General features: G+C 70.4%; 12 protein-coding genes and 1 pseudogene. 9 read left to right on the forward strand and 4 right to left on the reverse strand.

The features are described from left to right. The coding region (locus G3573_RS15660) for a hypothetical protein (protein WP_163262305.1) at window positions 1-252 on the reverse strand (252 nt) is incomplete at its 3' end. A gap of 114 nt (window positions 253-366) precedes the next feature. Here G3573_RS15660 and G3573_RS22580 point away from each other — a divergent pair. Further along, window positions 367-897: pseudogene (locus G3573_RS22580) on the forward strand (HAD-IB family phosphatase); the annotation flags it as partial. Window positions 898-1,029: 132 nt separating this feature from the next. Then, on the forward strand, window positions 1,030-2,259 hold the full coding sequence (serA, locus tag G3573_RS22585) for a phosphoglycerate dehydrogenase (protein WP_346427399.1): 1,230 nt from the start codon (window positions 1,030-1,032) through the stop codon (window positions 2,257-2,259). Window positions 2,260-2,268: 9 nt separating this feature from the next. Here the strand turns inward: serA and G3573_RS15670 are convergent, their stop codons facing one another. After that, a complete protein-coding gene (locus G3573_RS15670; protein ID WP_163262309.1) occupies window positions 2,269-2,772 on the reverse strand; it encodes a hypothetical protein in 504 nt (167 codons plus the stop codon). 106 nt (window positions 2,773-2,878) lie between these two features. Between G3573_RS15670 and G3573_RS22590 the strand changes: the two genes are divergently transcribed. Continuing rightward, a complete protein-coding gene (locus G3573_RS22590) occupies window positions 2,879-4,162 on the forward strand; it encodes an O-antigen ligase (RefSeq protein WP_163262311.1) in 1,284 nt (427 codons plus the stop codon). A 67-nt stretch (window positions 4,163-4,229) separates the two neighbouring features. Beyond that, window positions 4,230-5,246 carry a UDP-glucose 4-epimerase GalE gene (galE, locus tag G3573_RS15680; RefSeq protein WP_163262313.1) on the forward strand — a complete coding sequence of 339 codons (1,017 nt, stop codon included), beginning with the start codon at window positions 4,230-4,232 and terminating at the stop codon, window positions 5,244-5,246. On the opposite strand, the gene wecB is transcribed toward galE, so the two are convergent. Continuing rightward, window positions 5,240-6,346: a UDP-N-acetylglucosamine 2-epimerase (non-hydrolyzing) gene (gene wecB / locus G3573_RS15685; protein ID WP_163262315.1), complete on the reverse strand. Its 1,107-nt coding sequence runs from the start codon at window positions 6,344-6,346 to the stop codon at window positions 5,240-5,242. The two genes, galE and wecB, sit on opposite strands and share 7 nt — an antisense overlap. Window positions 6,347-6,534: 188 nt before the next feature. Here wecB and G3573_RS15690 point away from each other — a divergent pair, with 188 nt between their 5' ends. The 5 genes from G3573_RS15690 (at window position 6,535) to G3573_RS15710 (ending at window position 11,536) form a co-directional block, all read left to right on the forward strand. Further along, window positions 6,535-7,305 carry an ABC transporter permease gene (locus G3573_RS15690; RefSeq protein ID WP_163262317.1) on the forward strand — a complete coding sequence of 257 codons (771 nt, stop codon included), beginning with the start codon at window positions 6,535-6,537 and terminating at the stop codon, window positions 7,303-7,305. Between the two features lies 1 nt (window position 7,306). Further along, window positions 7,307-8,044 (forward strand): ATP-binding cassette domain-containing protein, encoded by a 738-nt coding sequence (locus G3573_RS15695; protein WP_163262319.1) that lies wholly within the window; start codon window positions 7,307-7,309, stop codon window positions 8,042-8,044. A gap of 85 nt (window positions 8,045-8,129) precedes the next feature. Beyond that, window positions 8,130-8,924: an FkbM family methyltransferase gene (locus G3573_RS15700; protein WP_163262321.1), complete on the forward strand. Its 795-nt coding sequence runs from the start codon at window positions 8,130-8,132 to the stop codon at window positions 8,922-8,924. A 67-nt stretch (window positions 8,925-8,991) separates the two neighbouring features. Further along, the gene (locus G3573_RS15705; protein ID WP_163262323.1) at window positions 8,992-10,062 is read left to right on the forward strand and encodes a class I SAM-dependent methyltransferase; all 1,071 of its coding nucleotides are present in this window, start codon (window positions 8,992-8,994) and stop codon (window positions 10,060-10,062) included. A gap of 97 nt (window positions 10,063-10,159) precedes the next feature. Further along, window positions 10,160-11,536 carry an FkbM family methyltransferase gene (locus G3573_RS15710; RefSeq protein WP_163262325.1) on the forward strand — a complete coding sequence of 459 codons (1,377 nt, stop codon included), beginning with the start codon at window positions 10,160-10,162 and terminating at the stop codon, window positions 11,534-11,536. A 12-nt stretch (window positions 11,537-11,548) separates the two neighbouring features. On the opposite strand, the gene G3573_RS15715 is transcribed toward G3573_RS15710, so the two are convergent. Beyond that, a partial coding sequence (locus tag G3573_RS15715) for a sugar phosphate nucleotidyltransferase (RefSeq protein ID WP_163262327.1) occupies window positions 11,549-12,372 on the reverse strand: 824 nt, incomplete at its 5' end.

A 12,372-nucleotide genomic window follows, 5' to 3' on the forward strand; every position in this document is an offset into this window, starting at 1 on the left:
GGCGTCGGCGCGGGCGGCGCGACGGTGCAGGCTGAAGTTCAGGACGCGCACCGACAGGGCCGCGGCCGCCAGCACCCCGCCGAACTCGCGCAGCGGCTCGGCCGCGGTCCCGGCCAGCTCCGGGACGACCACGGCGCCGGCGACGGCGGCCAGGCCGAGCAGGCCGAAGGTGTCGGAAATCCAGAGCGGATCGAACCGCAGCCGGCCCTTGCGGGCGGCGCGCGCGACCTTGACTCGTCCCTTCTGCGCCATCCGTCCCTCGGGCGACTGAAGCCGGTCGAGATTATTAACAAAAGCTTGGCGAGAAGAACACTGCTCGACGAGCGTCGGCCTTGCTGCGAGTGCGAAGAAGCGCTCTCTAGGGGCATGAGCGCCACACCGTATTTCGTGATCGATTTCGATTCGACCTTCACGGAGGTCGAGGCCCTGGAGGTTCTGGGCGAGATCGCCCTGGCCGACGATCCGGACCGTGCGGCCAAGCTGGAGGCGGTGCGCGAGCTGACCGACAAGGCCATGGGCGGCGAGGTCGGCTTCGGCGAGTCGATCCGCCGGCGCCTCGGCATCCTGGGCGTGCGCCGCGAGCACCTGGCGCCGCTGGTCGAAAAGCTGTCCGGCCGGGTCACCGCCTCGTTCAAGCGCAACCGCGCCTTCTTCGAGCGCTACGGCGACCGGGTGTTCGTCATTTCCGGCGGCTTCCACGACTTCATCGAGCCGGTGGTCGGCGCCTTCGGCGTGAGCCCGGACCGGGTGCTGGCCAACCGCCTGCAGTTCGACGCGGAAGGCCGGGCTACGGGCCTGGACGACGCCAACCCGTTGTCGCGCGACGGCGGCAAGGTCGAGGTGGTCCGCTCCCTGAACCTCGACGGCGACGTGGTGGTGATCGGCGACGGCTGGACCGACTACGAGATCCGCGCCGCCGGCGCCGCCGAGCGCTTCTACGCCTTCACCGAGAACGTCACCCGCCCGAAGGTGATCGACGCCGCCGACCATGTGGCGCGCTCGCTGGACGAGGTGCTGCACAGGGAAGGCGTGGGCGGCCGCTGGTCCTATCCGCGCAGCGCCATGCGCGTGCTGCTGCTGGAGAACGTCCACCCCGAGGCGGTCCAGCGCTTCCGGGACGAGGGCTACGACGTCCAGGTCGAGAAGGGCGCGCTGGACGAGGCCGAGCTGATCGAGCGCGTGGCCGGCGTGCACGTGCTGGGCATCCGCTCCAAGACCCGCGTCACCGCCAAGGTGCTGGCCGCGGCCGACAAGCTGCTGGCGGTCGGCGCCTTCTGCATCGGCACCAACCAGATCGACCTGTCCGCCTGCAGCGAGCGCGGCGTCGCCGTGTTCAACGCGCCCTATTCCAACACCCGCTCGGTGGTCGAGCTGGCCATCGGCATGGTCGTCGCCCTGCTGCGCGACGTGGCCGACAAGTCCAAGGCCATGCACGCCGGCAAGTGGGACAAGTCGGCGACCGGCGCGCGCGAAATCCGCGGCAAGACATTGGGCCTGGTCGGCTACGGCGCGATCGGCTCGCAGCTGTCGGTGCTGGCCGAGGCGCTGGGCATGAGCGTCATCTATTATGACGTGGCCGAGAAGCTCTCGATGGGCAACGCCCGCAAGGTGCGCACGCTCCGCGAGCTGCTGGGCGCGGCCGACGTGGTCAGCCTGCACGTCGACGGCCGCTCCGAGAACCGCAACCTGATCGGGGCCGAGGAGCTGGCGGCGATGAAGCCCTCGGCCGTGCTGCTGAACCTCAGCCGCGGCCATGTGGTCGACGTCGACGCCCTGGCCGCCGCGATCAAGGCCAGGAAGCTGGCCGGCGCGGCGCTGGACGTCTTCCCGGAAGAGCCCAAGACCAACGACGAGCCGTTCGAGAGCGTGCTGCGCGGCCTGAAGAACGTCATCCTGACCCCGCACGTGGGCGGTTCGACCGAGGAGGCGCAGGAAGCCATCGCCGACTTCGCCAGCGAACGGCTGCTGGGCTTCCTGAACCGCGGCGACACCACCTTCTCGGTCAATCTGCCGAACGTCGCTCTGTCGGAGGTGAGGGGCGCGCACCGCCTGCTGCACGTCCACCGCAACCAGCCGGGCGTGCTGGCCGCCATCAACCGGGTGCTGGCCGAGCACGGCCTGAACATCGAAGCCCAGCACCTGAAGACCAACGAGCAGGTCGGCTACGTCGTCGCCGACGTCGACCAGAACTACGGCCCCGAGGCGATCGAGGCGCTGAAGGCGGTGCCGGGGACCCTGCGGTTCAGGATGCTGTACTGAGCGGGCCCCTTAACGGCGCTTCTTTTTCTGCTCCGCAAGGACCGCGGCCAGCGGTTGGAAGTCGAGGCTGCAGCTTCCGTTGTCGCTGTTGATGGCCAGCACCGAGGCGAAGTTCATCGTCTTCGGGTCGTGCCAGGTCCGCGCCGTCATGAACTGCTCGTCGATCTTGGCTTCCGGCGCGCCGTAAAGGGCCTGCACGTGGTCGATCAGGTCCATGCAGTGGTCGTAGCCCTTCAACTCCGCCTCGTTCTTGATCAACGCCAGGCCGGAGTCGTTGAAATAGAACACGGAGCGGAAGTGATAGCCCTCGAACTCGTAACGGCCGACGGCGCCGACGGTGAAGCCCTTTGTCCGGTCGCCAGAGGTTCCAGCGTCGAGCGCGACCTGTCCGCCGGAGGCCGCGACCACCTCCTGGGCCGTCATGCCCCAGCGAGTGTATTCCCAGTCCGCCGCCGCCGAACCGCACAAGGCCAGGCTCGCGACCGTCGCCGTCGCCCACAGAACGCGCTTCATGTTTCCCGCCCCCGGGTGATTTGGAGAGAACCTAGCCACCGGAAACGGTCTGAAGCAAAGGCTTAACCCCCTACGCCGCATTAACCACACGAGCGCGGGGGCGGACGTGGACGCGAGCGGCGAGGGAACAGCGGGAAACGTCTGGCCGGCCCACCCGGCCTGGCGCGGACGCGCCGACGCCTCGCCCGCGACCTGGCTGGCCGGGGCGGCCACCGTCTTCCTGCTGCTGATCTATTCCCAGGCCTGGACCGCGCCGGTGACCGGCTGGGCCGACGCGGGCGACTCCAGCCTGCTGCGCAACACCTTCTTCCTGGCCTACGCCGCCAGCCTGTTCGTGCTGGCCCTGGAGGGGCCGCGCAGCCTGCTGCCGGGCCTGCGCGCGCCGATCATGCTGGGGCTGCTGATCTTCGCCTTCGCCACCACCTCGTGGTCGATCGCCCCGGACGCCACCGTGCGACGGGCCCTGGCGCTCACCTTCACCACCCTGGCCGGGGTGGCCCTGGCCGGGCGGCGCTCCTGGGCGGGCATCGCCGAGACCCTGGCCACCGTGTTCGCCCTGGTCGCCGTCGGCAGCTTCCTGCTGGGGGCGGGGGCGCCCGGCTATGGGCGCATGCCGGACCTGTTCCCCGGTTCCTGGCGCGGCCTCTATCTCGAGAAGAATGCGCTGGGCGGCATGATGGCGCTCGGCTTCGGGATCTGCGCCTCGGCCGCCGTGCTGGCGCCCTGGCGGCGCAAGCTGTGGAGCGCGGCGGCGGGGCTCTGCCTGCTGCTGGTTCTCCTCTCCACCTCCAAGACCTCGCTGATGGCGCTCCTGCTGGGCGGGGCGGGCATGGTGTTCGTGTGGATCTGCCGGCGCGGGCCGGTCGTCGCGGTGGTCGCGGTCTGGGCGGCGGTGGCCGGCGTGGCCATGGCCGCGGCCGGCTTCCTGCTGTTTCCCGACGTGCTGTTCGAGTTCCTGGGCAAGGACGCCACCTTCACCGGTCGGACCCAGATCTGGGAGGCGGCCATGCGCCAGTTGGAGACCCGCCCCTGGACCGGCTTCGGCTACGGCGTGTTGTGGGATCACCGCGGGCCGTGGGATCCGTCGGCCTGGATCTTCCGCGACGCCGGCTTCAAGCCCGGCCACGCCCACAACAGCTGGCTGGAGACCTGGCTGAGCTTCGGCCTGGTCGGCCTGGTCGCCTGGGCCATCTGGTTCGCCGAGGTCTGGATCCGGGTGCTGGCCCGCCTGACCCGCGACGCCGGGCTCTATCTGGCCGTCCCGGTTCTGATCGTCTCGACCCTGACCTCGCTGACCGAGGTCTGGGCGCTGGACTACCACGACCTGCAGTGGTCGGTGTTCGTGGCCATCGCCATCAAGCTGGCCCGTCCGCTGGAGCGCGCAACCTGAGCCGCCGGTTCGGAGTTGCTGCAAGCGTCGCTGTTATGCGACCAAGCGAGCGGGGACGGAGGCTGACATGACGAGGACGGTGCTGGTGGCCGGCGGAGCCGGTTACGTCGGATCGCACACCTGCCTGCGCCTGGCCGAGGCCGGCTTCACCCCGGTGGTCTACGACAACCTGTCAAACGGCCACGAGGCCTTCGTGAAGTGGGGCCCGCTGGAGCGCGGCGACATTCGCGACGGGGCGCGCCTGGACGCCGCCTTCGCCCGCTGGAAGCCGGTCGCGGTCCTGCACTTCGCCGCCCTGATCGAGGTCGGGGAGTCGGTGAAGGCGCCGGGCCGCTTCTTCGACACCAATGTCGGCGGCACGCTGACCCTGATCGAGGCGGCGCGGCGCGCCGGCGTGGACAAGCTGGTGTTCTCCTCGACCTGCGCCACCTACGGCGAGCCGGTTCGCCTGCCGATGGACGAGACCCACCCGCAGGCGCCGCTCAATCCCTATGGCCGCTCCAAGCTGATGGTCGAGCACGCCCTGGCCGACTACGCCCGCTATTCGGGTTTCCGTTCGGTGGCGCTGCGCTACTTCAACGCCGCCGGGGCCGATCCGGACGGGCGGATCGGCGAGCGGCACGAGCCGGAGACCCACGCCATTCCGCTGATGGTCCAGACCGTCTTGGGCCGGCGCAAGGGCTTCAAGCTGTTCGGGACCGACTACGACACCCGCGACGGCACCGCCGTGCGCGACTACGTCCACGTGCTGGACCTGGCCGACGCGCATGTGGCGGCGCTGCAGCGGTTGCTGGACGGGGCCGAGAGCGACGTCTTCAACCTCGGCACCGGAACCGGCACGACGGTGAAGGAGCTGGTCGCCGCGGTCGAGCGCGCCTCGGGCCGGCCCTTCCCGGTCGAGACCGCGGGGCGCCGCGAGGGCGACGCGCCGGTGCTGGTGGCCGAGAACCGCAAGGCCCGCGAGGGCCTCGGCTGGAAACCGAAGCACGACCTGGACTCGGTGGTGCGCACCGCCTTCGCCTGGCACGCCGAGCACGAGGCCCGGGCCTTCCCGCCGGCGGCGGAGTTGGCCGAGGCCTACTGACGGCTCAGCACCGCCTCGACGATCCGCCGCGCCGCCTGGCCGTCGCCGTACGGATTGGCCGGGGCGGGGCGCGTTCCGGCGTCCAGCGCCGCCTCGACCGCCGCGACGATCGCCGCCGGGTCTGACCCGACCAGCCTGGCCACACCGGCCTCGATCGCTTCCGGCCGCTCGGTCACGTCGCGCATGACCAGCACCGGCTTTCCCAGCGACGGCGCCTCCTCCTGCACCCCGCCGGAGTCGGTCAGGATCAGGTCGGCCCGCGCCATCAGATAGACGAAGGCCTGGTAGTCGGCCGGCTCGACCAGATGCACGTTCGGCCGCCCGCTCAGGCTCTCGCGCACGGGGGCCTGGACGTTCGGGTTGAGGTGGACGGGATAGAGGATCTCGGTGTCCGGCCGGTCGGCGACGGCGGCCAGGGCCCGGCAGATATTGCGGAACCCCTCGCCGAAGCTCTCGCGCCGGTGACCGGTGACCAGCACCAGCTTCTTCGCCCGGTTCAGAAAGCCGAACCGCTCGTCCAGCCGCGCGCGGGTCGCCGGCGAGGCCTCGATGCGCCCGACCGTCTCCAGCAGGGCGTCGACCACGGTGTTGCCGGTGACCAGGATCGTGCGCGGCCCCAGGTTCTCGGCCAGCAGGTTGTGGCGGGCCAGCTCGGTCGGGGCGTAGAGCTGCTCGGCCACCACGTCGACCAGGCGGCGGTTGAATTCCTCCGGCCACGGTTGACCCAGCCGACCGCTGCGCAGGCCGGCCTCGACGTGGCCGATCGGGACCCGCCGGTGGAAGGCCGCCGTCGCCGCCGCCGCCGCGCTGGTGGTGTCGCCGTGCACCAGCAGGAAGTCCGGCCGCTCCTCGGCCAGCGCCGCATCGACCCGCTCGACCACCCGGGCGAACAGGCCGTTCAGGGTCTGGTCGGGCCGCATCACCTCCAGGTCGCGGTCCACCGAAAGCCCGAACAGCTCCAGCACCTGGACCAGCATCCGCCGGTGCTGGCCGGTCGACCACAGCCGCGCCTCGACGCCGGGCGCCTCCCGCAGCGCTTCGATCACCGGGGCCATCTTGATGGCTTCCGGGCGCGTGCCGACGACCACGACGACCTTCATCCGGGCGCTCCGAACCGTTGAAACGTCGGGCCTAGAACGACGAAGGCGGCGCGTGGCTCCCGTCAGGCGTGCGGGGAGAATTCTACGCCGCGCTGGAACCGGCGCAGCAGCCCAATCCTTTTGATGAGGCGCCGGGCCCAGCCGCGGCGCTTGGGCGTCGCGGGGCGGCGGTTCGAGGGAGCGTGAGCATGACCTTCACCTGGGCCGAGCAGAGCCGGCGTATGGCGCTGGCCTCGCATCTGTCCTGGTCGGACATCCGGCTGCGTTACACCCGCGCGGTTCTAGGCCCGTGGTGGATCACGTTGAACGTGCTGCTCATGGTGGGCGGCATCGGCTTCGTCTACTCGCGCCTTTTCGGCGTTCCGATCACTCAGTTTCTGCCGTTCTTCGCGGTCGGCATTGTGATGTGGACGTTCTTCGTCTCCACCGTGTCGGAGGCCGCCTACGCCCTGATCGGGGGCGCGTCGTACGTGAAGGACCGAGGGGTCCCGCCGGAGGTCTTCATCTGGCAGACGGTGATCCGTAACCTGATGATCCTGGGCCACACCGTGCCGGTGGCGATCGTCGCCCTGTTGGTCTTCCGGCAGGGCAGCGTGGCCGGCGCGGCGATGGCGATCCCGGGTCTGATCCTGTTCGTGCTCAGCACGGCGTTCCTGGCCATGATCGTCGCGCCCGCCTGCGCCCGCTGGCGCGACCTGATCCGCATCATCGAGTCCAGCATGTTCCTGCTGTTCGTGATCTCGCCGGTGCTGTGGGATCTCAGCATCGCCAAGTCCGACAACGCGCAGTTCCTGCGCCTGAACCCGATGCTGCACCTGCTTGAGGCGTGGCGTCACCCGCTGATGAAGGGGGAGATGGACTGGACCGCCCTGGGCGTGTCGGCGGCCGTCACCGCCCTGCTCGGACTCGGTGCGCTCTATTCCCGCTCTCGTCTCAAGTACGCCGCCTTCTGGATCTGACATGCCCAATGTGATCGAACTCAAGGCCGTCGAGCTCGACTACCCCCTGCTCGACGCCGAGGACCGCTCTTTCCGCAAGGCCCTGTTCGGCGGCGCGTCCGCCCGAGGGTACAAGGCGATCCGCGCCCTGAGCGGCGTCACCCTGCAGGTCGAGAGCGGCGAACGGCTCGGCCTCTACGGCCCGAACGGCTCGGGAAAATCGTCGCTGCTGCGGGTGATGGCGGGCATCTATCCGCCCAGCCACGGGCATATCGAAGTCCGTGGCCGGACCGCCGCCCTGCTGGGCGCCTCCGCCGGCGCCAACATGGAGGCGAGCGCCTACGAGAACATCTGCACCCTGCTGCGGATCGGCGCCGTCGAGCCGACGGTGGACCGGGTGCGCGAGATCTGGGCCTGGACGGAACTCAACGAGGCCTACCTCGGCCTGCCGCTGCGGATGATGTCGTCGGGCATGATGATGAAGGTGCTGGTCGCGGTGGTCACCGCCCTGGACGCCGAGATCCTGCTGATGGACGAGTGGCTGGGCGTCATCGACGTCAACTTCATGGCGAAGGCGCAGGCGCGCATGGACGCCTTCGTCGGCCGCGCCGGCGCCCTGGTCCTGGCCTCCCACTCCTACGCCCTGCTCGAGCGGACCTGCGACCGGATCGTGCACCTGGAGAACGGACGGATCGAAAGCATCGTGAGCAGGAGCGCCGGGACGCTCTCCGAAGAGCCCCGGATCGCCGCGATCGCCTGACGGAACAAGCTTGGCTGCCTCAAGTTCTATGGGCGGCTTCGCCGTCCGCGGCGCAGCCTGCCCCAGCACTCCGTCGGAGCCGGCCATGAAAAGACTTCCTCTCGGCAAGCAGCGTCTGATCGACGAGTTCCAGCGCGAACTGGACGCCATCGAGGCGAAGGCGCCGATGACCGGCAGTTACGAGCGCGTCACCCCCTACGTCATCGACCAGATGCAGGGCGGCCACCACTTCGAGATGCTGATCTTCCACCGTGAGTCGCAGCTCTGGTACGACCAGATGCAGCTCGACTGGAGCTTCGTGCACTACGCCCGCACCCAGTCGATCCAGCCCGGCGACGTGGTCTTCGACGTCGGCTGCAACGCCGGCTTCACCGCCGCCTGGTACGCCTTGGCGGTCGGCCCGGCGGGCAAGGTCCACGCCTTCGACCCCTTCCCCTGGAACACCCTGTCGACGGCCTTCAACGCACGGCTGAATTACCTCGACAACGTCGAGGTCCACACCGTCGGCATCGGCCAGCGCGAGGAGGAGATCGAGATCTCCCTGCGCGACGCCAAGATCTCCAGCACCTCGGGCGACCTGATGCTGCCGGCCAAGATCCGCACCCTGGCCCAGTACGCCGACCTCAAGCCTTCGGTGGTCAAGCTCGACGTCGAGGGCGCCGAGCACGACATCTCGCTGAGCCAGCTGGAGCGGCTGAAGAAGGTGCGCCTGTGGATGCTGGAGATGCATCCGGAGGCGATCAGCGCCCGCGGGCTGGATCCGCGCGACACCTTGCGCAACTTCTCGAAGCTCGGCCTGCCGATGCGCCAGAACACGCCGGACGGGCCGGCTTACGCGCTTGGCGAACCGGTCGCGGCGACGATTTTCATGAGCCACTGACGACGCGAGCCACGGGACGGCGGGCCTGGCGCGCCCGCCGTCGGCCGACCTGCAGGCGGGGAGACAGATGCCGGCGAACGAACGCATGATCATGATCGCGGCCCACGACCAGGCGGCGGTGGACGAGCGGCTTGCGGTCTTGCAGGCGATCTACGCCGAGCACGGGGTCGCCAATCCGACGGTGCTGCTGGCGCCCGCCTGGGCCCTGCTGTCGCCCATCGCCGGCACGCGCGAGCCGCCGCACGCGCCGCGGGCCTTGTTCGCGGCCGCGGACCTGCTGGCGGAAGCTCTGACCCGCACTCATCCCGGCGGCGCGCGCGCCAACCACGCGCGCGCCATGCGCGGCCACATCTGCAACGTGGCGGAACGGGCGGGGGTCACCCCCGAATTGCTGCTGGCCAGCGACGCCGTGGCGGTGGAGCCGCCGGTGCTCTCGGAGGCGTTGGTCAAGATCGCGCTCGCCGCCGCCGAGATCGCCCGCCTGTCGCCGGCGATCGGGGCGATTCCGACGGACATGGCCTTGCCTGCGGCGGTCGTCGAGGTGACCGACCGGGCCGAAGCCCGGCTGGAGGGCTGGTGCACGCGGGAGAAGTCCGAGTACCTGGCCCGCGCCGTCCTCTCGCAGAAGCCCGAAGTCTGCGTCGAGATCGGGATCTACGGCGGCCGTTCCCTGGCCCCCTGCGCCGCCGCGCTGCGGGAGAACGGGATCGGCAAGCTCTGGGGGATCGAATCCTGGTCCCCGCAAGCGTCGCTCGAATTCAGCACGCATGCGGTCAACGACGTCTGGTGGCGCGACGTCGACTACGCCCGCATAAAGCGGGAGTTCTTGCGCTTCCTGGTCGACGAGGACCTGGTTTCGCAGGTCGGGGTGGTCGAAGCGACGTCCCAGCGGGCGATCGGCCTGTTCGACCGCATCGATTTCCTGCACGTCGACGGCGGCCATTCGACCTACGGCTCGGCCGAGGACGTGGTGCTCTACGTCCGCAAGGTCGCGACCGGCGGCGTGATCGTGTTCGACGACGTCAACTGGGCCAGCACCCGCCCGGCCCAGGGGATTCTCGCCGCCGTGTGTGAGCCGATCCACACCTTCCACAACGAGGCCGGCGAGGCCGCCTGCATCGTCTATCGCAAGCGCTGACGTCGTCGCCGCCCGGTTCGGGCGGCTCAAGGCCTTCAATTCGGTACGGAGGCGTGCGCGTGACGGGACTTTGCTGTGGCAAGCGCAGGGGTGCGCTATGAGTGATCCCAACCCGAAGGCGGCCGGGGTGTCGACGCAGGCGCGGCTGGCGGAACTGCGCCAGGCCCACGCCCTGTACGGCGCCGTGTCGCCCGATCACCTGCTGGAGCCGGTCTGGGCGCTGCTCGGCCCGGTCGCGCTGACCGACGACCCGCCCGCCTCGACGGGGGCGCTGCTGGCGGCGGCCGACGCGCTGGCCCAGGCCGTGATCCGCGATCGTCCAGGCACGCGCTCGGCGGCCCTGGCCGGCGAGATGCGCATGCACATAGATTACCTGGCCCAGCGCGTCGGCGTCGCGCGCGAGGGCATGCACGCCCACGACCTGTCGTTGGCGGAGCCCCTCGTGCTCTCGGACGCGCTAAACAACATCGGACATCTCGCGGCCGCGCTGACGCCCCCCTTGGGCGACGAGCCCGGCGCCGACCGCGCGGCGCCGGCGGCCCCGTCGGCGGGCGGCGATGCGGGCCGCGTCCAGTATATCGGCCGTGAGCGGCTGATGGTGCGTCTTCCCTTCGGCTACCTGGTGGTGCCGGCCTGGAACCTCGACGTGGGCCTGGGCGTCGCACGCGACGGGGTGATCGAGCCGTGGACCACGGCGGTGGTCAGGACCCTGCTTCGGCCCGGGCAGACCTACGTCAACGTCGGCGCCAACTTCGGCTACTACACCGTTCTGGGCGCGTCGCTGGTCGGGCGCACCGGCCGGGTGGTCTCGGTCGAGGCCAATCCGCACCTGGTCTCGGATCTCATTCGCAGCATCTACGCGTCCGGCTATCCCGACATCGTGCGCGTGCACCAGTGCGCCGTCTCGGACGCCGGGGGCCTGACGGTGCGATTGACCTTCGACCCGCAGTTCATCGGCGGCGGCTCCGTCCTGCGGGGCGACGACCGGTGCGAGGGGACCATCGAGGACTGCTTCTGGGACGGCGACAAGATCGCCCGCATGAAGCGGGAGCATCATGAGGTCGTCCCCTGGCACGGGTTCTACGCCGAGGCCGAAGTCGTCACCGAGACGCTCGACGTCCTGCTTTCCGACATCGAGGCCGTCGACGTGCTGCAGATGGATATCGAGGGTTGCGAGCCGGCCGCCATCATCGGCGCCGAACAGGTCCTCCGCCGCTCGCCAGGGCTGTCGATCATCATGGAATGGAGCCCGAACTTCGCGGCGCTTCCCGAAAACCGCGAGCGTGTCCGGCGCATGTGGGCGTTGCTGGGCGACGAGGGCTTCCGGGTCTATGCGATCGTCCCGGGCGCCAAGGGAAGCGAGACCTTCCCCGATTGCACGCCGATCCCCGACCTGGACGCGCTGCTGAAGGCCGGGCACGGCGATCTGGTGTGCCTGAAGCCGGCGGCCGCCGCGGCGCAGGGCCTCGCCTGAGGCCTCGCCGGGCTAGGGCGCCGCCGCGCGCAGCCGGCGCAGCTGCTCCAGCCCGCGCTTGACGTCCTGGCTGCGCTCGCGCGGCGCCACCAGCACGCCGTCGGCGGTCGCGACGACCACCAGGTTCTCCGCGCCCAGCACGGCGATCGGCACCCCGTCGGACCACACCAGGCAGTCGCTCGCCTCCAGCAGCACGGCCTCGCCGCGCACCCGGTTGCCGTCGCCGTCGCGCTCGCCGTGGCGCCACAGCTCGCCCCAGCTGCCGACGTCGGCCCAGCCGACCTCGCAGGGCACGACCGCGGCCCGGGCGGTCCTCTCCATGACCGCGTAGTCGAGCGACACGTCCGGGCAGAGGGCGAAGGCCTCGGGATCCAGCCACACGTCCGCGCCGTCGCGACGCGCGCGGTCCAGGGCTTCGGCCGCCTGGGCCAGCACGTCGGGCCGCCAGCGCGCCAGCTCGGCCAGCAGCACGGCGGGCGAGAACAGGAAGATGCCGGCGTTCCAGACATAGTCGCCGGCGGCCAGATAGGCCTCGGCCGTGGGCCGGTCGGGCTTCTCGAAGAAGCGGTCGACCGCGAACACGCCCTCGCTCAGCGGCTCGGCGAAGCGGATGTAGCCGTAGCCGGTCTCCGGCGCCGAGGGCCGGATCCCGAAGGTGACGATCCGCTCGGCCGCGGCCTCCGCCCCGGCCTCGACCGCGCGCCAGAAGCTTTCCGGGTCGGCCACGACGTGGTCGGCCGGGGCCAGCAGCACCAGCGCGTCGGGATCGGCGGCCCCGACCAGGGCGGCGGCGACGGCCGCGGCCGCGGCGGTGTTGCGGCCGACCGGCTCGAGCA

The sequence above is a fragment of the Caulobacter sp. 17J65-9 genome, from assembly GCF_010975005.1.
GTDB lineage: Bacteria > Pseudomonadota > Alphaproteobacteria > Caulobacterales > Caulobacteraceae > 17J80-11.

What these genes read in the sequence shown, in the direction of transcription:
- galE (WP_163262313.1), top strand. Translation starts at nt 4,230, where the DNA reads ATGACGAGGACGGTGCTGGTGGCCGGCGGAGCCGGTTACGTCGGATCG.
- G3573_RS15710 (WP_163262325.1), top strand. Translation starts at nt 10,160, where the DNA reads ATGAGTGATCCCAACCCGAAGGCGGCCGGGGTGTCGACGCAGGCGCGG.
- G3573_RS15690 (WP_163262317.1), top strand. Translation starts at nt 6,535, where the DNA reads ATGACCTTCACCTGGGCCGAGCAGAGCCGGCGTATGGCGCTGGCCTCG.
- G3573_RS15670 (WP_163262309.1), bottom strand. Translation starts at nt 2,772, where the DNA reads ATGAAGCGCGTTCTGTGGGCGACGGCGACGGTCGCGAGCCTGGCCTTG.
- wecB (WP_163262315.1), bottom strand. Translation starts at nt 6,346, where the DNA reads ATGAAGGTCGTCGTGGTCGTCGGCACGCGCCCGGAAGCCATCAAGATG.
- G3573_RS15700 (WP_163262321.1), top strand. Translation starts at nt 8,130, where the DNA reads ATGAAAAGACTTCCTCTCGGCAAGCAGCGTCTGATCGACGAGTTCCAG.
- G3573_RS15705 (WP_163262323.1), top strand. Translation starts at nt 8,992, where the DNA reads ATGCCGGCGAACGAACGCATGATCATGATCGCGGCCCACGACCAGGCG.
- G3573_RS15695 (WP_163262319.1), top strand. Translation starts at nt 7,307, where the DNA reads ATGCCCAATGTGATCGAACTCAAGGCCGTCGAGCTCGACTACCCCCTG.